This window comes from Caballeronia terrestris (assembly GCF_001544515.1).
Taxonomy (GTDB): Bacteria; Pseudomonadota; Gammaproteobacteria; order Burkholderiales; family Burkholderiaceae; genus Caballeronia; species Caballeronia terrestris.
The window spans coordinates 1-20645 of sequence record NZ_FCOL02000069.1 but is presented as its reverse complement, the minus strand read 5'-3'; the positions used below and the strand labels follow the sequence as shown (position 1 = coordinate 20645).

The following is a 20645-nucleotide window of genomic DNA, read 5'->3' as shown; positions in this document are numbered from 1 at the left end:
AGCACACCGGCTCCTCAAGCGCTGGCCGCCTGACTATGCCGACCGCCCCGCGTACACCACTCTTGACGATTTCTCCCCGGCAGGGTTAACGCGGCAGACCTCCCGAGAGTCAGGGCGCTTCCTTTCAAATCGAAAGCAAGTTCCTTTAAGGTTTCTGGAACATTCATGCGCATGGTCATTTGTTACTACCTAACAACGTGAATTGTCAGGGATGCGTAATCGCGCATACGGGCTTGACCAAATCATTGGAGACAGCGAATTGGTAAGACGCCTGACGGACGATATTGTCGGAAAGCTCAGCGCCGTTTGAGCGCCAAGGCGATGCGATCCGCTGCGGGGTTAAGCAAATGATGCCGTGCCAGAAATCAACAGATGTCGTTTCACGGTAAGCGCTCAAAAGAGCACACCTAGCGTGGTTGGCTTTTAAGAGCGACGATTGCGTCCGCAACCTACATTGCGGACGCAGACCATGTGTGATGATGAGTTTGACTTTCTGCCACTCCGAGTCATTCGAGAATGCTCCACGGGAAACAAGGTACGACCCTGACGGGAAACGTCGATTGATTGAGGCGCGTTTGCGGCCGGACGCGTCAATCGCCGGCTCGCGCTCAGGGCTCAGGTGAACGCAAACCAGCTTCACAAGTGGATACGGCTACATGAGAGGGCAAACTCTTCTCGTGCAGCGAGAAACACGGTCGAGCCCTGCAGCGGCTTTCATCCCGGTCCTTGCGATCGAACCAGGCTCTAGAAATCCCGCTCATGAGCCCGCGGCACTGCCGACGCCGGCGAGTCCCAAGCAATCAGCGACTGTGTCGCGACCAACCGCACGCCTTTCCGCGCACCTGCCAAATGGAGTAACAGTCGAACTTCAGTGCTCCCGGCACGGATGCGACGCTCGTTACGGCGTTGATCGCTGCGCTGGAAGAGCGTTGATGTTCCGCCTTGATCCCGACCTTCCTGTCTACCTGCACCGCGAACCGATTGACTTTCGCGCGGGCATCAATAGCCTCACGGCATTGGTTGAGCAGTCGATGCAGCTCGCCCCCTTCGCTCGCGCCGTGTTCGCGTTTCATAAGTATGCGTCGCGCCAGGGCCGTTGAGAATCCTTTGGACAAGCGTCGGACAATGCGGCAGGCTAAGCCTGCCGCAGGCCGGGGGATCAACCCGATGAAGGTGCAGGGGTTACCCGTCCGTACGCGGTCTTCTAGGAGTGATTGGCGCACGCTGGCAGCAGGTGCGCCGCGACGTTCCAGGGCAACAGTTCGTCGATGCGGTTGGCCCGGTGAACGCAATGTGTGTAAAAACGTATTCCAGGTAGGCGCGTGGGTTGATGTTGTTCAATTTGCACGAGCCGGCCAGGAGGTGAATGCCTTTGCGGTCCGGTGAGTAAGCGAACCAGACAGCAGCGAGACCGCTCGAACCTGAGCGACGATCATCGCGCACGTAGGCCCACAACCGACCGGTCTTGGTCTTCTTGTTCCCAGGCGCGAGCACCGGGATCGGCGTGTCGTCCGCGTGGAGCTTGGAAGTCGCCATCGTGTAGCGGCGCAGTGCTTCAGTCAGCAGCCGGCAGAGTTCTTCGCGTTGTCCGACCCAGCGTGCCATGGCGGCCCGATTAGGACAGCAGTCCGATGCTGGCTGGCGAACGCTTGGGTAACAGGGCAATCGCCCTTCTGACATTTTGCGTTTACATCGGACGAGGCCACGGCGACGTGCGATGCGAATACCGCGCGCCCGCCGACCACATAAGCAAACCCGTGTGTCGCAGCCGCATGTGTCGGCAAAGGGACCGGGTCGCCGAGCTTCATGAGCTGCGTCTTTCCATTCGGGTTATCGGCTTGCCTTGCGTCGGGTCGGCAACGAGCGCTTGGCCGGCAGCGGAGCTTCACCGAGACTGTCCCTGAGCACCACCTCGCACTTCACGGATAGAGGATCATTGAAGGAACGCTTTTCAATCAGGCCGACGATCCGGCGCGCCGCGAGCACACCAATCTCTTTCGTCGGCACGCGAATCGTGGTCAGAGCAGGCTTCGTCAATGCGGCGAGTTCAATGTCGTCCATCCCTGTGATCGACATGTCTTCGGGAACACGGATTCCTTGTATCCCGCATTCGTGCAGGGCACCAATGGCCTGAAGGTCCGTATGGCATATCAGCACGGTTGGCTTCTCTTCCAGTGCCGCGATCTGCCGAACTGCGTCACGGCCTCCTTCTATGGAGAAGGGCTCTTCGAAAACCAGGTCGGAAGCGAGTTCCAGGCCGGCCTCCTTCATCGCGTCGGCCGTGCCGGCCACACGCTGACGCGCACGCTGGTTGTTCGTCATGGAGCCGCAAACGATGGCCACTCGCTCATGTCCTCGCGCCAGAACTTCCTTCGTCATCTCATAGGTCGCACGCCAGTTGTCGAACCCAATGCATTCGCCGTAGCGCGGCTCGTCCATCTGCCAGGTCAGCACCAATGGAATACGGCGCTGACGCATCAGATCAAAAACGCGGTCCTCATGAGCGGTACCTACGAGGACCACCCCGTCCACCCCGCGCTCGACGACCGCTCTCACAACGTCGTATTCGCGTTCTGGAATGTATTCATGAATCGCTAGCACCACCTGATAGTTCAAACCCCAGAGCGTTTGCTGCAATGTATGGAGAGACTCAACGAAAGCGGGGTTATACATCGTAGGGTAGATCGCGCCGATGGTTCGCGTGCGCTTCGACGCCAGAGCGCGTGCCGCACCATTGCTGACATATCCCAGTTGTTCGACGGCCCGTTTGACCTGCGCGAGGGTCTTCGGCTTCACCTGATCAGGAACAGATAGGGCTCGAGACGCGCTACCTAGTGAGACGCCGGCGAGCTTGGCGACATCTTCAAGAGTGGGACGAGGCGGATCGAGATTTGTCATAGCAGCCATATCAAACGCGCGTAATTGCGCCCTTAGTTCTTCCTACTGGTATACACCCATGTTGACAAAACTTCGCGCTGAATTCAGACTTGAAGCGCTTCATATAATTCCGCACGAATTCACTTATACCTAATATAGCACCGCCGAAAGCGGTTTTGTGACTGCTTCAAATTGAAGCGCTTCATAAGTATTGCCGGAGGCAAAGTTAGGCGTGAGCGCTGCGCCCGCTTGATCGATTGACGGCAGTACGGGAAAGCAGATCGCGACCTGCGCGCAGAGATGATCGCTGGACGGCCAATCTTTGACTATTAACCGAACACATTGCGGTGACCTATGAGCCATGCAAATCGAGTCGTCTTGGTAACTGGTGCGGTCGGCGGTATCGGATCGGCAATCGTCGAGCGGTACATTCGCGAGGGAGCGTCTATCGGCGTCGTTGACTTTGATGAAAAGCTTGGTCGCGAGAAGGTCACGCAGTGGACAGAGGCGGGCGCGAAGGTGCACTTCGTCGCGGCCGACGTGGCGAATTACGCAGATTGTCAACACGCCGTCGACTCGATCTCGTCTGCGTTCGGTGACGTGGACACGCTTGTGTTAAACGCGGGGATATCGCCAAAACATAACGGGGTCCCCGCTCGCATCTACGAGATGGACCCTGCCGAATGGTCGAGGGTCGTCGACGTCAACCTGAACAGTGCATTCAACTTTTGCCGGATTGCATCTCCCAGCATGATTAAACGCGGGTTCGGGCGAATCGTGACCATGTCATCGGTCGCCGGTAAGGCCTATCTCGATATCGTCGGCACACATTACAGCACAACGAAGGGCGCGCTCATCGCATTCACACGTCACCTTGCGGGCGAACTCGGCCCCCATGGGATTACGGTCAACGGCCTCGCACCCGGGCGCATCGACACACCACTCCTAAGGACCGTCTCCTCCGAAGCAAATGCGGCGGTGGTCGACGTCACGCCCCTGCGACGGCTCGGAAGCACGGACGAGGTGGCCGCTGTATGCGCGTTCCTGACGTCGTCTGACGCGAGCTTCGTCACTGGCCAGGTCATCGATGTGGCTGGCGGATGGTTGATGACCTGATCGTCGCCCCCAACCCTATAAAAGCGAGACAACATGCTACGCACCATGGGTTTTCCCGGTCAATACCTTCAGGGACCGAAAGCGCTTCACGAGCTTGGATCCTTGCTCAGCAAGATGGGTTTTAAAAAACCCTTGATCTTATGTGACACGATTGTCGCCGAAAAGGTATGGCCGCTCGCGTCCGACTCGATGAAGGCGGCCGGCCTTGAAGCGACGCATATCGTTTTCCCGGGCGAGTGCACCCAGGCCGCGATCAATGCGCTAAGCGAACACGCGAAGACGGTAGCACCTGACGTCATCATTGGTCTTGGTGGTGGGAAGACGATCGACTCCGCAAAGGGCATTTCGCTTTCTCTTGACGTCCCCGTGGTGATCTGCCCGACCATCGCATCGAACGATGCACCGACCAGTCGATTAATCGTGCTCTACGACGAGACGCATCGCGTGGCGGGTGTGGTGTATCTGAAAAGCAACCCCGTCGCGGTTGTCGTCGATACGGAGATCATTGCGCAAGCTCCCGCACGGTTCTTTGCCGCCGGTATCGGCGACACCGTCAGCAAGAAGTTCGAGGCGGCGCAATGCAAGGCAGCGCATGGAAATAATTCGTTTGGCACGCCACCGCTGGACACTGCTCTGCTGCTGGCAAACGCCGCATATGAAACGCTGATTAAGCACGGGCCGGCGGCTTTCCGATCAATTGCGACCGGCCAACTGGACGACGAAGTTGAACGTGTAGTTGAAGCGACCGTACTGCTCAGTGGCGTGGGATTTGAAAGCGGTGGGCTTTCGTTGGCTCATGCCTTGATCCGTGGTCTTACCGCGGTGCCTACGATGGCCGCGATGCTGCACGGCGAGCTGGTTGCCTTCGGCACCTTGGTCCAGCTCACGGTCGAGGAGCGCGACGAAGCGGAGCTCGCAGAGCTTCTCGAGCTTCTATGCGCAGTCGACTTACCTGTGACATTTGCCCAGCTCGGACAGACCACGTCGTTGAGCGCTGAAGAAATGTCGACGATTGTCGCCGCGACGCTCGCCGCGGCGTACAGCAAAAACATGAATCCCCCGCTGACGGCCGAGCGGCTTGAGGATGCACTTGTTACGGCGGACGCAACCGGCGCGGCAGCGCTACGGAAATGTAAGAGATGAACTCGGCGGCGATCTGAAGACGAGGCTCACCGACACGCCCTCACGCGAAAATCACCTCTACTACAAGGAGACAAACATGGAAGCGAAAAATGTTCCGCACGTGCGCGAATTGCTGGAGAACTCCCCTAAGAACTGGGGCAAGTGGGGGCCGGACGACGAGGTCGGCTCGCTCAACTATCTGACTGCCGCTGAGATCCTCAAGGGCATTGCAACTGTTAAACAGGGTAAGAGCTTTACGCTCCAAGTGCGAATGGGCGATCCGGGCGGAGATCCGGTATGGCCCGGCCGCCAGTCTGCCAAGCGGATGAGCGTAATGGACCGCGGTCATTACAACTGTGGCAAGGGTCCCAAGTTTCCAGGCTCCTATGAATACGCAGATGATGTGATGTTCATGTATCTACAGGGATCGACGCAATACGATGCGCTCGGCCATGTCTGGTACGACGATCAGATCTGGAACGGCTACGACGCCGATACGACCATCGGTGGGCTGGCAAAAGCCAGTGTTTGCGCAATTGGTGAGCGTGGGGTGGTAGGCCGGGGCGTGCTGATTGACATCGCACGCTACCGTAACAAGGAGGTGCTGGAAGCGGGCGAGACTTTTACCCACCTTGACCTTCTTGCGGCTGCAAAGGCCCAAGGAGTCTCGATCGAAAAGCGAGACATTCTGATCGTTCGAACCGGCTGGATCGGATCGTTTTATAGGCGGGAACGCGCGGAGTTTTACGCAAACTTCAAGGAACCCGGCCTCACGTACAGTCCCGAGCTGGTGCAATGGTTCCAGGACATGGAGATCCCCAACCTCGTGACTGACACAATCGCTAATGAGGTCACAACGGACCCAGTCTCCGGCGTCGATCTCCCGCTCCACAACGCCTTGATGCGTAACCTTGGCGTGACGCTGACGGAGATTGCGCAGCTCGATCCCCTCGCTGATGACTGCGCGGCGGACGGCCAGTGGACGTTTCTCTATACTGCCGCGCCGTTGAAAGTTGTCGGCGGCACCGGCGCGCCCGTGAACCCCATCGTGTTGAAATAGTTGAAAATACCGCGCCCGGCGAGCCGTGAGGCGCCGAGCTGCGGCTGTCAGCGAATGAGCGCTGGGATTCGGTGTCTGGGCAGCCCGCTGCTGCACGGTAATAAGTCGGTCTTGCCGGACGCGAGCTAAACAGACACGACAGCGCCGCCGGTTCCCGCGGAATTCGGTGTTAGGTATCCCTGTCAGATTCCGTCGCGCGCGAAATCCATCGCGAAGTAAGTAAAAATCAGATCAGCACCCGCGCGCTTGATTGCGCCAACGGTTTCACGGCTCGCACGCTGCTCGTCAATGGCGCCGGCCGCTGCGGCGAACTTGATCATCGCGTACTCGCCGCTGACCTGATACGCCGCGAGAGGCAGTCGTGAAGCTTCACGGATGTCTCGAATGATATCCAGATAGGCGCCAGCCGGCTTGACCATCAAGCAATCTGCGCCTTCATCCTGATCGAGCAACGATTCGCGGACCGCCTCGCGACGATTCATCGGGTTCATCTGGTACGTCTTGCGGTCACCTTCCAGTGTGCTTCCGCCGGCTTCACGGAATGGCCCGTACAGCGCTGAAGCGAATTTGGTCGAGTACGACATGATGAAAGTGTCGCCCAGTTTCGCGTCGTCGAGCGCGCCCCGGATCGCCTGGACCTGCCCATCCATCGCAGCCGAAGGCGCGATGATGTCGGCGCCAGCCCGAGCAGCAATCACGGCTTGCTTGCCAATGTTGATGAGCGTGGCGTCGTTGTCGACGGTGTGTTCGTGAAGCACCCCGCAATGGCCATGCGATGTGTGCTCGCAAAAGCACGTATCGGACATGACCACCATGTCCGGCGCAGCGTCCTTGCAGATGCGAGCCATCCGCGCCACCAGTCCGGCCTCGTTCCAGGTGTCGCTGCCGACCAGGTCTTTGTGATGGGAAATACCGAATGTCATGACCGCACGAATCCCCGCCCGTGCATAGCGCTCGATCTCACCCGCGAGCTTCGACTCAGGGATCCGCAGCACTCCGGGCATGCTGGCAATTACCCCAAAATCACTGACCCCCTCCTCGACGAAAATGGGCAAAACAAGGTCGTTGAGATCGAACTCGACTTCCTGGAAGATCGTGCGAAGCGCGGAAGATTTGCGAAGACGGCGTGGCCGCACCTCGGGGAACTGGGTGGACAAAGGCACTCCTTTAGCGCGTTCCGGCATCACCCGCCCCGAGCTGCCTTCGGTACGTAGAGGGGACTTTACCTGGGGAACAGTTATGCGGCGTCACCGCCCAGCGGCTTGCAGGGGCGCGTGCGTTTAATAGACCTGCGCGATAAGGCCACACTCTCTGCCGAAAGCCGCCGGAATATGAAGCGCTTCATTTTGTTCTGATTGCGCTCTTAAGTCAAGGCGACAGACTGCGACGAAAGTACGCAAGGCCGTTCTGGAAGGACACAGACCGTCGCGTGGAACAGGCCGGCCGAAGTGCGGTCGGCCACTCCACGTCTCGATCAAACGCGCGGGTCGAGGTAGAAGTCGATGATTGCAGGAAGAACCTGCTCCGGGGCCTCTAGCGTCGGGCTGTGGCCGATCTTATCGAGCCGTATCAACTTCGAGTTCGGCAGCTCCCGCTTCATTTCATCGGACCATGCCGGCGGCCGCGGCATGTCTTCTTCACCATTGATGATCAGCACGGGGATTTTGATCGACGGCAACAGTTCTACCGAGCTCTCGCGATGCATGACGCCTTTCATCGCCGGGCGCAGCGATTTCGGTAACGCAGCAATGCGGTCTCGCCAGTAGGCCACCATTTCCTGCTTTTCAGGATTATGGCGAGTGGTCTTGCCGAACATCACCTCCATGGTCATTTCGAGAATTTCGCCGGTGAATCCCTTTTCGCCAGCGTCGACCACCCATTGCGCGAAACGTGCCCCTTGCTCGGGCGGCTCGCCGCAGGCCGACGAGCCAGCGACGACCAGTGACCGAAAGAGGTCCTGCCTGCGCGCGATAAGTCGGAACGCCACGTCTCCGCCCATGGACTGAGCCATGACGTTGATCGATTTGAGGCCCATCTTGTCGATCAATGCTTCCATGTCATCAGCGCACTTGTCCATAGTGATGATATCGACGGCGTCGAGCGCGCTTTTACCCTGACCTCTGAAATCCGGACGGACCACCCGAAACTTACCGGCAGCGGCCTGAACCAGCCCGTCGAACATTGTCCCGTCTAGGAAACAGGAGTGAAGGCACAGTACAACGGGAAGATCCGTCTCGCCGGTGTCCTCAACCCATAAGGTCGTGCCGTTGACTTCCAGGTTTTTCCCTTGAGACTTCGTAACCTGCGACATGTCGTGCTCCTCTACATAAGTCGTTAATAAAGCTGACTTGCATTGCGGCTACAGCGCCGTTCCACCGAACAAAAATCGTTTGTCCGTCGATTTTCAACTCCGAAAACCAAAAAGGCGTGGCACCTTTCGCAGCTATGAAGCGCTTCAGTTCTCGGTTAGATATACTTTGAGCGGCAAAAATTTCAGTGCCTCCCCCGTCAAAAATTGGTGGATTTGAAGCGCTTCGAGATTGAGGGGTTTGCTGCTTCGAGTCAATATCGGGACTTTCACCTACCGTAATTGCCCACTGGCTGCGCGCTGTCTCCACCAAGTGTAGGGAAAACCCTCTTTGCAAAAACTGGTGACAGCGGCCAAACTTGAAGCGCTTCAAGTCAGGACTGAGGGCTTATGTTTTAGCGCAGGGATCTGACCTTTTTATGAAGCGCTTCATTTCGCACACAGCAAACACTCCGCTTCACAACCCGGCGATCAGCGGCGCCCACACCAAAACGTATGGAGGATGCAATGGAGACAGTAGGAAAAGGCGTGGGGCCGGGTCGGTCCGCGGCGCCACTGAAAAGACGGATGGTGGCCCCGGAGTCGTGGATGGCGCTGCTGCTGCTATGGCTCGTCTACGCGATGGATGCGAACTCCCGCCAGATGTTGTTCGCCGTGTTACCGTCGATTACGAAGGAGTTCGGGACCAGCGCCGCGACCATCGGCCTGTACGCGACCATCATCACGATGTCGACAGCGCTGATCGCGATCCCGACGATGATTTGGGCAGACAAGGGTGGCCACGGCTGGCGCCGCAAATATCGACACCTTCCGATCGTGATCGGCTATACGCTCTTTACCTGCTTGACGGGCCTGAACGTCCTTACCGCGTCAATCGGCGTATTGGTGGCGCTGCAGGTTATGTCGCACGCCTTCGGCGGGGCTGGCGAGTCGATCGAAGTGACCTCGCTTGCCGAATGGTGGTCGAAGGAACGTCGCGGCCTGGCACTCGGAATCCATCACACGGGATACCCTTGGGGGACGCTGATCGGCGGCTTCGCGATAAGCGGATTGCTGAGCGTTTATGGGCCTGAGAACTGGCGCATCGCGTTCCTGCTTTTCCCGATTCCGATGGTGATCGTGTTCGCGCTGTATTGGTGGTATTGCAGTGAAAAGCGCTACGACAGATTTCACGCGCACGTCACTGAGGCCGGCGAAACCCCCCCGTTGTCGCCTGATTTGGAGCATGGCGCCGGCGCACCAAAGGGGTCATTCGGCGTGGCCATGAAGAACCCGAACATCGCCATCATCGCGCTCGTTTCGTTGCTCGCCATCGTCGGCTACTTCGGCATCAGCTTCTGGTTGCCGCAGTATCTTGCCTTCGTTGCCCACTACAACTTCGCAGAAGCCGCCGCGTACAGCGTGCTGTTCACGATCACGGGCGGCGTCGGTCAGATCGTGTGGGGTTGGATCTCGGATCGCCTCGGTCGGAAGCTTTGCTTGATGATCGTTTTCATCTGGCTGGCGATCGGCATGCTGCTGTTCAAGTATTCGTACATGAGCCTCGGCACACTGGTAGCAATCCAGCTCTTCGCAGGGTTTGCATTGAACGCCCCCTACACACTCGTCTATGCAATCGCGTTCGACTCGACGAAGCCAGGAACCACTGGCATTGCAGGTGCGATTATCAACGTGGGTATTTACCTCGGCGGGTTCGGTCCCTTCGTGATCGGTGCGTTGATTGGGGCGGGCGGTGGATTCGGTCAAGCAAAGGGGTATAACGACGCGCTTTATTTCATCGCTGGTCTGATGGTGCTCGCGTTCTTACTGACCGCGTTCTTCACCCGAGAAACCACTGGCTGGTTCCGCAAGCACGACCGGGCGCTGGTGTCCCGAGCCGTCTGTAATGTCGAATAACGCACGATCCTTGCTCTGAATAGAATCCGATCGGGTCGTAGAGAACTTGAATCCCCGGCGCTCACATTACACAAGCAGACGTGGGCGCAACAGTTTCAATATCTGAAAACTAAGGAGTGAAGCATGTCCACCGTATCCGAAAAACGAGGCGATGAAGAAGCAATTCCCTATCAACTGCCGCAACCGCCGTTCATGTCGCCCGACATCGTGCATCTCGGGGTACTCGACAAAATGCTCGAGGATGACAAATTCTGGGTTCCGATGACCAAGACGGTTTCGTTCAAGCCGTTGCTGCTTTGCGCGAGCCAGGGCTATTACGTGAACCTGCTGCGCGTGCGTCAGTCCGGCGTCCTTTCGCGCCACCGGCATACCGGCCCGGTACACGCGATGGTGCTTAAGGGCCGATGGTATTACCTCGAGCACGATTGGGTCGCTGAACTGAACTCGTATGCGCACGAACCGGCCGGCGAAACGCACACCCTTTTTGTACCAGAAGACGTCGACGAAATGATCACCTGGTTTCACGTGACCGGTGGCTACACCTACGTTGACCCTCAGGGCGTCGCCGTGGGATACGAGGATGTTTTCACCAAGATCGAGGCGGCACGGGCCTACTATGAAGAAATCGGCCTCGGCGCGGATTACGTGAAGCAGTTCATCAGGTAGTCCACTGCTTCGCACAAAGCAACAAATCCAAGACGGCCGGCGGTGACTTTAAAACGCCAGCGAGTAGACGTAGCGCTGCCGGCGACCTTCATCTAACCCAATTGAGCAAGGGTTCTCCCAGCGGAGTAACCCAAATATCAGGAGACGCATCATGTCGAAGCTTACTGACACCACCTGGTGGAATGATTTCGCCAGTGAACTCAACCGTGATGAGGACTGGACGCGGGCAGCTCGCTACTTTGACGGCCGCATTCAGTTCAAACATGACAACGGGTACTCAACGCTCGCTGTGCTAGCAGGCAAAGCGGTCGCAGTTTTCCCCGAAGGAAGTCCGTTGGGCGCCGACATCGTTGTTGCAGGACCCGACGAAGAATGGCAGCGGGTGCTAGACGGAAAGATTGACTGGTTCGAGGCGCTGTCGCCGGGCATGGGCAAGTTGACACTCGAAGGCAACACTGTCGCTGCCTGGCAGTATGTCGATGTGATGGCTCGAGCATTCGACGCGATGAAGCGTGTTGGAAAACCCGATTCAGGCGAAAAGCCATCCTATTCTCCCGGCCCGAAGCCGTCGGGGAAGGAAACGACTGGTCACTACGTGATGGTGGACGGCATCCGCGTCTACTACGAAGAAGCCGGCGAAGGCCATCCGATCGTATGCTTTCATGCGGCGTCTCAGGACACCCTCATGTATCGCCACGTGCTGGACGGGCTGTCCGACGAATTTCGTGTCATCGCGGTCGATGCTCCCGGCCATGCCAAAACCGAACTGCCTGCGGACGGTCCGTTCCACAGCCTGACGCGTCACGCCGAATTCAACGAGCGGCTGATGGATATCCTCGGCCTGAAGAAGCCGGCGATTATCGGCTGCTCGATGGGAGGCAATCTGGTGCTGGAACTCGGATCGCGCCGGCCCGACGCCTATGGCGCGATCATCTCGGCTGAAGGTGCCGATTACACGCCGACCGTCTCGGAGTTTTTCCTGGACATGCTTCTCATGAACGGGACAGAAATCATTGGTGCATGGTCCCGGTCGATGACCGGCTATCGCACCCCGCCGGATCGAGCCGCAGAAGTCGTGTGGCAAATCTCGCGGACCACACCGCAGGTCATGCGCGGAGACTTAACCGGCTACGCGAATTTCGACAAGCGGTCGGAAGTCGGAAAGATTAAATCACCCGTGATGCTGCTGCGTGGCGACGCGGACTGGCTCGTGTATCAGGAAAAGGTTGAGGAGGCAGCGTCGCGGATCCCAGGCAGCAAGATTGCTGTGTTGGCCGGAACCGGTCACTATCCGATGACCGAGAACCCGCTGGAGTTTTGCGACACCGTCCGCGGCTTCCTGCACGAAGCCGGTTTGGGAAAGGCGAATAGATAAGCTGCGTGGAATCGGAGCCTCGAGCCGCTGCGCGACCATTGGTCAATGGCTTCGAGCGCTCCGCTCCGATTTCGTGCTTTTTGCGGGGCGCGAATATACCTAAACTAAGGGCCGAGACGACTGCGAGCTGAGCGTGCGGCACAGGTGGTTGAGATTATGGCGGAGCGGGTCTGTCGCTCGCACACACGACGAGGGTGCGTTACGTACGACGTATACGCGGGAAATTCGTCAAACGCTGGATCCGATTCGGCGACCCCCGCCAGGCGGTTTGGGGGTGTTGGCGAAACACCCAAAGCTCCGTGGCCGATGGGTGTACCTCGGTCGCGCGGTGAGCTTTGTCGCCTTCGTCGAGAGGGCGTTCGCCGCCACCACGTCGCCCTTGACGTTGAGCCCGAAATCTACGGTCGGCCCGGTTCAGCATCAGGGGCGTGCGCCGCTTAGAATCGCACTCTGCTTTCCGCACGTCGGTCAAGTCGGAGCCCGACGACGCACTCCAGTGACGTGGATAAGCGCTGGTCCCGGCGGCAAAGTTTCATTCGTAAGGTAGCAAGATTCGAGAGTCCACCCCGCGGATGTCTGTATGCCCGCAAAACGCCATTGTGGTATCCAGTTCTTTGTGGATCGTCTCCAAGCACTTTGTCACACCCGCTTCGCCCATTGCGCCCAAGCCGTACAGAAAGCTGCGACCGATCAGGGTACCTTTGGCACCGAGCGCGACGGCTTTCAGGACATCCTGTCCGCTCCGAATGCCACCATCCATCCAAACCTCTATTTTCGAGCCAACGTCCCTTGCGATTTCGGGGAGCGCCGATATCGAAGACGGCGCGCCGTCCAGTTGTCGTCCCCCATGGTTGGAGACGATGAGCGCGTCTGCACCGCTTTCGGCGGCGAAACGCGCGTCCTCTGGATCCATGATGCCTTTGAGGATGAGCTTGCCTCCCCAGAGATTCTTGACCCACTCGACGTCTGACCAGCTCAACTCCGGATCGAACTGCTCGGCAGTCCACGAACTGAGAGAAGTCAAATCGCCTACGCCCTTGGCGTGTCCCACGATGTTGCCAAAGCTGCGTCGCTGAGTCCCGACCATGCCGAGGCACCAACGCGGCTTGGTCGCCAGATTGATGAGATTTGCAAGCGTCAGCTTAGGAGGAGCCGACAGCCCGTTTTTGATGTCCTTGTGGCGCTGGCCGATGATTTGCAGGTCCAGCGTGAGCATCAAGGCGCTGCACCGTGCCGCCCGCGCACGCTCAATGAGCCGCGCAATGAAATCTCGGTCACGCATCATATAAAGCTGGAACCAGAACGGCTTGGTTGTATTTGCGGCGACGTCCTCGATGGAGCAAATGCTCATCGTGGATAGCGTAAAAGGAACTCCGAATTTTTCTGCCGCGCGCGCGGCTAGGATCTCGCCGTCGGCATGTTGCATTCCGGTCAGCCCGGTCGGCGCGATCGCCACGGGCATTGCAACTTCTTGCCCGATCATTAGGGCGCGCGTGCTGCGACCTGCCATGTTGACGGCTACGCGCTGACGCAATTTGATACGCTGGAAATCGCTTTCATTGGCTCGATAGGTACTCTCGGTCCACGAGCCACTGTCGGCGTAGTCATAGAACATGCGGGGCACACGCCGCTTTGCAAGAATGCGCAAATCTTCGATACAGGTGATGGTAGGCATGGTCTCTCTCGAGGAATCTACTGCGTTGATTAGCTAGTCTGACTTGCAATATTCGATCTCGCTCTTGCGTGCTCCTGAGTGGTCGATCGGGGCGCGGTCGCACTTTCCTGTCTCAAAAGGTCGCGCGGGGCGCGAGCAAGGCTTCTGGCAAGACTTTGAACCGGCAGCGCAGCCACGCGAGAACAAAAAATATAGTCGCAAGCCCTACTCGATGTCACGCAGCAATCGTCCGAGTATCGCGCGCTGACGCTCGAGCACCCGGCGCAGACGCTTGAACCGATTGGCATGCGCATAACCGCCTGCGCGGCGACGCAACTGTTTTCCCTCGCGCTCGTACGTTTGCCTAAGCGTCAGTCCGGCGCGTTGCGCGAGCTTCGCGAGTTTGCCTCGTGTAACCTCCAACAAACGACTGTCAGTCGGATAGGTAATCGCTTTCTCCTACCGTCGTATCTACGATCACACGCTCGAACTCGGACGGCCTCACCGCTTTCATCTGCACGGCCGCTGCAATTGTCGTCGCGAGCAATTTCTCGACACTGGCTTCGCCTAGCGCCTGCCGAAAGCGCGCGAGGTTGGTCGGATCGCACGGCATGCGCGGCTGGAAATAGTCGTCGCCGCAGAAGAACTGGAAGTACACGTCTTGTGCCCAGCGCTCGCAAACCGACTCATCACTTTCGTTGAACGCGTGCTTCAGGTAGAGCAGTCCGACCATCAGCGGGATCGACAGGCGCGGACGTCCGACGCGCTAAGGCCCGCACCCGCAATCCTGGGCGCCGTGCCGAACAGATCAACCTCCGCGCTCACCCGGCCTTCGCGAGCACGCCGCTCGAAGATCGGTGTCAACGTCGCTTCAATCGGCGTCCAGGGCATTCGGTTCGCACGGCCAGCGGATGCCGCAAATCGATCATCCCATCCAGGCGGCTGCGGAAGAAATCCGGTGTGCTCATCGGCGCTTTTCAATCCCAGAAGATGCGGCAATTGCATATTGAAACTGGGAGTTTCGCAACTCTTTATTCACGCCTCTTCGCACGCCGCGCTGGGTTACCGCCATTTTTCAAGACCGACTAGGTAGCGCGAAGCTACGAGTAACCTCAATGGGGATGTTGTCTGCACTCCGACCAATTTCCTAGCCGCAGCCGCGATGGCTAATGTGCTTCGTGAGATGTCGCTTCTTCTGGGGTCTCGTAGATGTAGGTCGAGACACTGCGTCGTTGCAAGGCAGCGCCTAACTTCATTCGCAGGAAGCTGCTCGTTGTATATCGCGTTACGTCGGAGTAGAAACGGTCGACCAAGTCCGTAACCATATCGGAATACGCGTCAATGACGTCTGCCGCTATCGAGAAGTTGTCGTAGTTGACAATTGCGTGCGGTCTGGCGGCCGCTCCACTAAGCGCACGTTCCACTTCGGCACGGATGGCTTCCACGTCATCAGGCGTTGCGACTTTGTGTCCTTCAAAGTTGATAAAGAGCATGTTCTTCTCCGCGTCGTAGCTGAAACGTTCGCTCATTCTCAATCGCAGCAGCATCGTTCGCAGGCCCATCGGACGGTCCTCAAAGATGCGGGCATCCATGAGGCGGGGAGGCGTCCTCATGATGGGCGCAAATCCCATCTGAGAGACGATGTCGCGCTGCAAGTCAACCCCTGGAGCAATCTCGACGAGTTCGAGCCCGTCTCGCGTCAGACGGAAGACGCATCGCTCGGTGATATACAGCACGGGCTGTTGACGTTCGCTGGCGTAACGTCCGCCGAACGTTCGATGCTCGACTGCCTCGACAAACTTCCTGCAAATGCCGTCTCGGAATATTTGCAGCCGCCCGTCCTTAACGCGCACGTCCAACTTGCCGGCGTTGAAGGTCCCGACAAACACGACCTTCTTCGCCGCCTGAGATATGTTGATGAAGCCACCTGCGCCCGCGAGCTTGGGACCAAACTTGCTCACGTTAAGATTTCCCTCGCGGTCGACCTGTGCCAGCCCGAGAAATGCTATGTCCAGACCGCCGCCATCGTAGAAATCGAACTGATAGGGCTGGTCGATGATTGCGTCGGTGTTGGTCGCCGCCCCGAAATTTAACCCACCGGCGGGGATTCCTCCGATAACGCCTGGTTCGGTCGTCATTGTGAAGAGGTCGCAGACCTTCTCTTCATTCGCGACGCTGGCTATCCCTTCGGGCATACCAATTCCCAAGTTGACGACGCTATTGGCCATCAACTCGAACGACGCTCGTCGCGCGATAACCTTTCTTTCGTTTAAGGCCATGGAGGGGATTGACCCCGCGGAGATTCGAAGCTCGCTCGCAAATCCCGGGCTGTACGGCTCCGCAAATGTCTGCCAGTGGTTCTCCGGTTTTGCAACCACAACGCAGTCAACCAGAATTCCCGGAATCTTTACTTGGCGAGGATTGAGAGTGCCTGATTCAGCGATGCGCTCCACCTGGGCAATCACAATGCCACCAGAGTTACGTGCGGCCATTGCGATGGCGAGCGATTCCAGAGTGAGCGCCTCTTTTTCCATCGTTACGTTTCCGTTGGCGTCAGAGGTTGTGCCACGCACGATGGCAACGTCCACTGGAAAAGTCTTGTAAAGAAGGCAGTCAGCTCCATTTATCGATATGAGGCTAACGAGGTCTTCTGTCGTCCGCTCGTTTAATTTGCCGCCACCGTTGCGCGGGTCGACGAATGTATCAAGTCCAACCGTAGACAGATGCGCTGGCCGGTGAGCCGCGATGTCGCGAAACAGCTGAGAGATAACACCTTGCGGCAGGTTGTAGGCTTCAATCAGGCCTTCAACCGCCAGTCGCTGCAGGCCCGGAACGAGTCCCCAGTGACCGCCGATAACTCGGTGCACGAGCCCTTCGTGGGCGAAGTGGTTTAGGCCTCGGCTGGCGCCGTCACCCTGTCCGCCTGCATAGACGAGCGTGAGGTCTCGCGGTGCGTCGCCGTGAGTCTCAGAAGAGTCGAGGAACAGCCGTTCCAACGCCACGGCGATTTCCTCGGCAAATCCAATCCCGACAAACCCGCCCGTTGCAATTGTATTGCCTGGACGAATCAATCTGACAGCCTGCTGAGCGCTGACGATTTTGCTTCGCCCAGCGCTATTTACTGCTGCGGGAAAAGGGTGTTGGAAGCCTGCGTTCATGATCGTCTCCTCACTGCGCCATTGAGTCGTAGCTCAGGCGCTAGAAATGTTTCGGGCCGTGGTGTGACGCAGCCAAGTTTTCCGCGCAGTCGTTACTGCATAAACCATCCGTGGCTGACAACAAACGATTGGCCCGTCAACGCTGCAGTAGGAAATGCAGCAAGGTAGAGCGTCATATTGGCGATGTCTTCAACGGTCGTAAATATCCCGTCGACCGTGCCGCCTAGCATGACGTTTCGGATAACCTCGTCCTCCGTTAGTCCAAGTTCCTTCGCTTGTTCCGGAATCTGCCTGTCGACCAACGGCGTACGCACGAATCCGGGGCAGACAACATGCGAGCGAACATTGTGAGCAGCGCCTTCCTTCGCCAAGGTTCGCGAAAGTCCGAGTAGCGCATGTTTTGCGCTGACGTAAGCTGACTTCAGCGGCGAGGCAAGATGGGAGTGCACAGAACCCATATAGATGACAACGCCACCACGGCTGTCCTTGTACATATGTCGCAGGGCGGCTTTTGTTGTCAGAAAGGCGCCGTCCACGTGAATCGCCTGCATCTTGCGCCAGTCCGAATAGGCAAAGTCAACGATGGAGCTAACAATCTGGATTCCGGCATTCGACACCAGAATGTCCAAGGCCCCGAACTCTTCGACGACAGCATTTACGCCCGCATCTACAGCGTTTTCAGATGTGACGTCCATAAGCACACCGATTGCTCGACCGCCTTCGTTACGGATCTGCTCTGACACCACGTTGGCGCCTTCAGCATTCAGGTCTGCGACGCCAACTGCCGCGCCCGAACGAGCCATTGCAAGCGCAATCTCCTTGCCCAAACCGCTTGCGGCGCCCGTGACGAGCGCTACCTTGCCGGACAAATCAGCAGCTAGTTTTGTCATGATATGTCTCCGTCTAAGCGAGGGCGAGCAGTCGCAGACCAGCGACGCGTCTAGCCTCGCGGATAGGTTCATTAGTTGTACGAGAACACGCCTTGCCGCGGTAGCGAGTTACGCCATCCCTCCGGCGCGTAGACTCACTTCGCGGAGCCATGGCGAGCCAGAACTATTTCCTCAAATACTGCAAGGTATCGAGCGGCGGACCACGCGTTCATGCTCCCAAGCCTTCTGATCGTTGGCTCTTAATTCGCTCAGCCATCTACTTCAATCGATCCGCCTTTGCTAATTGCATTAGAACAATCATGGCATGACTCACGCCGCTGGCACGTAGTGGCCTTCGATGCCCTCGGCCAACTGCGTCACGAGCCGGGTCATCGCAACCTTCGTGCGCCAGGCCACGTGAGGCGTCACGATCAGATCGGCTCTGCGATTGCGCAGTAGCGGGTGATCGGACGCAGGCGGCTCTTGTTCCAGCACATCGAGCGCCGCGTTGGCGATCAGTTTCCGATCGAGCGCTTCGATGAGCGCCGCCTCATCGATAATCCCGCCGCGTGCCGTATTCACGAGCGACGCCGTACGCTTCATCTGCTCGAATTCATCAATGCCGAAAAGGTGGCGCGTCTCGTCGGAAAGCGGGCAGTGCAGGCTGATCACGTCGGACTCTCGCAGCACTTCTTCAAATTCCGTGTAGTTGGGACGCAATGAAGCTGCGCCCTTGCGGTCAGCGAAGAGCACGCGCATGCCGAATCCTTCGGCGAGTTGCGCGATGCGCTTGCCACCATGCCCCGCGCCTACGACGCCGAGCGTCGAACCATAGAGGTCTTCGAGCGGGTGTAGTTCCGCATAGAAGGTCGGCGAACCGCTCCAGCCGCCCGCGTAGATGTCGCGCCAATATGGCACGAGATTGCGGCGCAAGGCCATCATCAGCGCGAACGCGTGCTCCGGCACGGAGATCGTCGAATAGCCGGCGCACGAAACGACGCCGATCCCGCGGGTGCGACACGTTTCCATATCGAGATGATTGACCCCGGCGGCGGGCACACCGATCAGTTCGAGGTCAGGCAATTGATCGAGCGCTGCACGCGATAGCGCTACCTTGTTGGAGACCACGATCTGCGCGCCTTGGCAGCGTTTGACCACCTCTTCGGGCGCGGTCGACGGGTATTCGATCCAGCGATGCGGGAAAGAGAATTCCGGCATATCGACGGAAAGCGTCGCGCAATCGAGAAAAACGATCGTTTTCACTTCTGACTCCAGTGCTTGTTGGTGGATGCGGTCAAAAAGCCCGCTCGACGCTGGGACAGGCTGGGGAAGATGTGTGCAAGCGCGCGCCTGTGAACCACCGCACCTCGATACGTGTACCGCGCTGGGGTCTCGAGTTCATGTTCTGAGACGATCGAGCTCCATGGAGGGCGATTTCAGCTTTCCTTTGAGTCGAGCGAGCGCCGATGTGCTAGCAATGCCATCAGCCGTCGATCGCGCCAACGACTGCGCGTTTCGATCTCATCTTTCGAGAGCACCGCTCGGCGTTCTTCATGGAGCCTCTGAATCGTCTCTGGCCCCCAAGCAAAGGGCACGCGTTCGGAAGCGATCGTGCGATAGGTGCCACCGTAGCGATCCGCATAGTCGGCGAGACCGCCAGGTGCGTTCAGATCAATCGTTTCGAACGGACCCATGAACGACCAGCGCATAGCAAGTCCATCCGACATCACTGTGTCAAGATCGGCCGCGCTAGCATAGCCTTGTTCATAGAGGCTCATCGCCTCGTCGAGAACTGCTCCCTGGATCCGATTGAGCAGAAATCCGGAAATCTCGTAATTCACGGTCACCGGCTTCTGGCCTGCGCGCGCGTAAATTCCGCGCGCTTTCGCGATAGCTTCCGGTGTGGTCCACGGCGCGCCGCACAATTCGACGAGCGGCACGAGCGAGGGCGGATTCACGGGGTGCCCGACGAGGCATCGTGCACGCCCGGTGAGTTCTTCCGTAAACGCGGACGCAGGCAAACCCGAGGTGGAGCTAGCCAGCAAGGTGTCCGGCCTCGTCAATCGATCGAGCTCAGCAAATAGAGCTCGCTTTGCTTCTACGACTTCGCCGATATTCTCTTGCACAAGGACGACGTCGCGTACCGCTTCCGCGAGATCGGGACACGCTTTAACCCGTGCGACAATCGTCTCCACCGGTTCATCAATAAGACCGAAGCCGTTCAGATCCTCGACACTGTCGCGAATAGCTGAAACGGCGCCAGCGAGCATCTCGCTATTTGCGTCGTGAACATTCACGTTGAACCCGGCGCGGGCGAACACAATGGCCCAACCACGCCCAATACGTCCAGAACCAATAATTGCTATGCTTTCAATCGTCATAACAGTCTCCAAATTTTCCGATTACATCGCTAGTTAGCCGCCGAGCCCGGCGTCGCGAGGCGACGCCGGAAGATCTCAGCAACCTCAAAAGTTGGTATCGCTCGCGCCCTTGAGGCCGAGCATCTGGCGTGCTTCATCCGGCGTTGCGATGTCGAGCGACAGT

Annotated in this window: 16 protein-coding genes and 2 pseudogenes; 7 read left to right on the top strand and 11 right to left on the bottom strand. The window is 58.1% G+C overall.

Annotated elements, in window-relative coordinates; translation table 11 throughout:
- Nucleotides 1–656 precede the first annotated feature (656 nt).
- Nucleotides 657–1100 carry an IS66 family insertion sequence element accessory protein TnpB gene (gene tnpB, locus AWB67_RS43475; protein WP_374729859.1) on the top strand — a complete coding sequence of 148 codons (444 nt, stop codon included), beginning with the start codon at nucleotides 657–659 and terminating at the stop codon, nucleotides 1098–1100.
- 82 nt (nucleotides 1101–1182) lie between these two features.
- Here tnpB and AWB67_RS42165 read toward each other — a convergent pair whose 3' ends face one another.
- From AWB67_RS42165 to AWB67_RS29825, 3 genes and pseudogenes are all read right to left on the bottom strand, one after another.
- Entirely contained in the window at nucleotides 1183–1341 is a 159-nt protein-coding gene (locus AWB67_RS42165) for a transposase domain-containing protein (RefSeq protein ID WP_235025402.1), read from the bottom strand.
- A gap of 21 nt (nucleotides 1342–1362) precedes the next feature.
- Nucleotides 1363–1608 (bottom strand): annotated as a pseudogene (locus AWB67_RS42160) (IS66 family transposase); the annotation flags it as partial.
- 222 nt (nucleotides 1609–1830) lie between these two features.
- Nucleotides 1831–2898, bottom strand: a complete 1068-nt coding sequence (locus tag AWB67_RS29825; protein ID WP_200822339.1) for a LacI family DNA-binding transcriptional regulator — start codon at nucleotides 2896–2898, stop codon at nucleotides 1831–1833.
- Nucleotides 2899–3231: 333 nt separating this feature from the next.
- On the opposite strand from AWB67_RS29825, the gene AWB67_RS29820 reads away from it, so the two are divergent.
- The 3 genes from AWB67_RS29820 (at nucleotide 3232) to AWB67_RS29810 (ending at nucleotide 6175) form a co-directional block, all read left to right on the top strand.
- Nucleotides 3232–3993, top strand: a complete 762-nt coding sequence (locus tag AWB67_RS29820; protein WP_087659745.1) for an SDR family oxidoreductase — start codon at nucleotides 3232–3234, stop codon at nucleotides 3991–3993.
- A gap of 33 nt (nucleotides 3994–4026) precedes the next feature.
- On the top strand, nucleotides 4027–5136 hold the full coding sequence (locus tag AWB67_RS29815) for a glycerol dehydrogenase (RefSeq protein WP_087659744.1): 1110 nt from the start codon (nucleotides 4027–4029) through the stop codon (nucleotides 5134–5136).
- Between the two features lie 76 nt (nucleotides 5137–5212).
- Nucleotides 5213–6175: a cyclase family protein gene (locus AWB67_RS29810; protein ID WP_062640471.1), complete on the top strand. Its 963-nt coding sequence runs from the start codon at nucleotides 5213–5215 to the stop codon at nucleotides 6173–6175.
- A gap of 182 nt (nucleotides 6176–6357) precedes the next feature.
- Here AWB67_RS29810 and hemB read toward each other — a convergent pair whose 3' ends face one another.
- Nucleotides 6358–7332 (bottom strand): porphobilinogen synthase, encoded by a 975-nt coding sequence (gene hemB / locus AWB67_RS29805; protein ID WP_087659743.1) that lies wholly within the window; start codon nucleotides 7330–7332, stop codon nucleotides 6358–6360.
- 317 nt (nucleotides 7333–7649) lie between these two features.
- Complete coding sequence (locus AWB67_RS29800) at nucleotides 7650–8486, bottom strand: alpha/beta fold hydrolase (protein WP_087659742.1); 837 nt, start codon at nucleotides 8484–8486, stop codon at nucleotides 7650–7652.
- Between the two features lie 585 nt (nucleotides 8487–9071).
- Here AWB67_RS29800 and AWB67_RS29795 point away from each other — a divergent pair.
- From AWB67_RS29795 to AWB67_RS29785, 3 genes are all read left to right on the top strand, one after another.
- Nucleotides 9072–10379 (top strand): MFS transporter, encoded by a 1308-nt coding sequence (locus AWB67_RS29795; RefSeq protein WP_096032070.1) that lies wholly within the window; start codon nucleotides 9072–9074, stop codon nucleotides 10377–10379.
- A 123-nt stretch (nucleotides 10380–10502) separates the two neighbouring features.
- A complete protein-coding gene (locus AWB67_RS29790) occupies nucleotides 10503–11045 on the top strand; it encodes a 2,4'-dihydroxyacetophenone dioxygenase family protein (protein WP_062640463.1) in 543 nt (180 codons plus the stop codon).
- A gap of 151 nt (nucleotides 11046–11196) precedes the next feature.
- Complete coding sequence (locus AWB67_RS29785; protein ID WP_062640461.1) at nucleotides 11197–12420, top strand: alpha/beta fold hydrolase; 1224 nt, start codon at nucleotides 11197–11199, stop codon at nucleotides 12418–12420.
- A gap of 532 nt (nucleotides 12421–12952) precedes the next feature.
- On the opposite strand, the gene AWB67_RS29780 is transcribed toward AWB67_RS29785, so the two are convergent.
- The 6 genes and pseudogenes from AWB67_RS29780 to AWB67_RS29755 form a co-directional block, all read right to left on the bottom strand.
- Nucleotides 12953–14095, bottom strand: a complete 1143-nt coding sequence (locus AWB67_RS29780; RefSeq protein ID WP_062640459.1) for an alpha-hydroxy acid oxidase — start codon at nucleotides 14093–14095, stop codon at nucleotides 12953–12955.
- Between the two features lie 207 nt (nucleotides 14096–14302).
- Nucleotides 14303–15042 (bottom strand): annotated as a pseudogene (locus tag AWB67_RS43775) (transposase); the annotation flags it as partial.
- A gap of 198 nt (nucleotides 15043–15240) precedes the next feature.
- Nucleotides 15241–17232: an acyl CoA:acetate/3-ketoacid CoA transferase gene (locus AWB67_RS29770; protein WP_062640455.1), complete on the bottom strand. Its 1992-nt coding sequence runs from the start codon at nucleotides 17230–17232 to the stop codon at nucleotides 15241–15243.
- A gap of 92 nt (nucleotides 17233–17324) precedes the next feature.
- Nucleotides 17325–18122 (bottom strand): 3-hydroxybutyrate dehydrogenase, encoded by a 798-nt coding sequence (locus AWB67_RS29765; RefSeq protein ID WP_062640453.1) that lies wholly within the window; start codon nucleotides 18120–18122, stop codon nucleotides 17325–17327.
- A 309-nt stretch (nucleotides 18123–18431) separates the two neighbouring features.
- The gene (locus AWB67_RS29760) at nucleotides 18432–19364 is read right to left on the bottom strand and encodes a D-2-hydroxyacid dehydrogenase (RefSeq protein ID WP_235025400.1); all 933 of its coding nucleotides are present in this window, start codon (nucleotides 19362–19364) and stop codon (nucleotides 18432–18434) included.
- 173 nt (nucleotides 19365–19537) lie between these two features.
- Complete coding sequence (locus AWB67_RS29755; RefSeq protein ID WP_062640449.1) at nucleotides 19538–20482, bottom strand: 3-hydroxyacyl-CoA dehydrogenase; 945 nt, start codon at nucleotides 20480–20482, stop codon at nucleotides 19538–19540.
- Nucleotides 20483–20645: the final 163 nt, after the last annotated feature.

Excerpts from the sequence above, each read along its gene's own strand:
- AWB67_RS29810 (WP_062640471.1), top strand. The coding sequence starts at position 5,213 with ATGGAAGCGAAAAATGTTCCGCACGTGCGCGAATTGCTGGAGAACTCC.
- AWB67_RS29815 (WP_087659744.1), top strand. The coding sequence starts at position 4,027 with ATGCTACGCACCATGGGTTTTCCCGGTCAATACCTTCAGGGACCGAAA.
- tnpB (WP_374729859.1), top strand. The coding sequence starts at position 657 with ATGAGAGGGCAAACTCTTCTCGTGCAGCGAGAAACACGGTCGAGCCCT.
- AWB67_RS29770 (WP_062640455.1), bottom strand. The coding sequence starts at position 17,232 with ATGAACGCAGGCTTCCAACACCCTTTTCCCGCAGCAGTAAATAGCGCT.
- AWB67_RS29790 (WP_062640463.1), top strand. The coding sequence starts at position 10,503 with ATGTCCACCGTATCCGAAAAACGAGGCGATGAAGAAGCAATTCCCTAT.
- AWB67_RS29795 (WP_096032070.1), top strand. The coding sequence starts at position 9,072 with ATGGCGCTGCTGCTGCTATGGCTCGTCTACGCGATGGATGCGAACTCC.
- AWB67_RS29765 (WP_062640453.1), bottom strand. The coding sequence starts at position 18,122 with ATGACAAAACTAGCTGCTGATTTGTCCGGCAAGGTAGCGCTCGTCACG.
- AWB67_RS29785 (WP_062640461.1), top strand. The coding sequence starts at position 11,197 with ATGTCGAAGCTTACTGACACCACCTGGTGGAATGATTTCGCCAGTGAA.
- AWB67_RS29820 (WP_087659745.1), top strand. The coding sequence starts at position 3,232 with ATGAGCCATGCAAATCGAGTCGTCTTGGTAACTGGTGCGGTCGGCGGT.
- AWB67_RS29825 (WP_200822339.1), bottom strand. The coding sequence starts at position 2,898 with ATGACAAATCTCGATCCGCCTCGTCCCACTCTTGAAGATGTCGCCAAG.
- AWB67_RS29780 (WP_062640459.1), bottom strand. The coding sequence starts at position 14,095 with ATGCCTACCATCACCTGTATCGAAGATTTGCGCATTCTTGCAAAGCGG.
- AWB67_RS29755 (WP_062640449.1), bottom strand. The coding sequence starts at position 20,482 with ATGACGATTGAAAGCATAGCAATTATTGGTTCTGGACGTATTGGGCGT.
- AWB67_RS29800 (WP_087659742.1), bottom strand. The coding sequence starts at position 8,486 with ATGTCGCAGGTTACGAAGTCTCAAGGGAAAAACCTGGAAGTCAACGGC.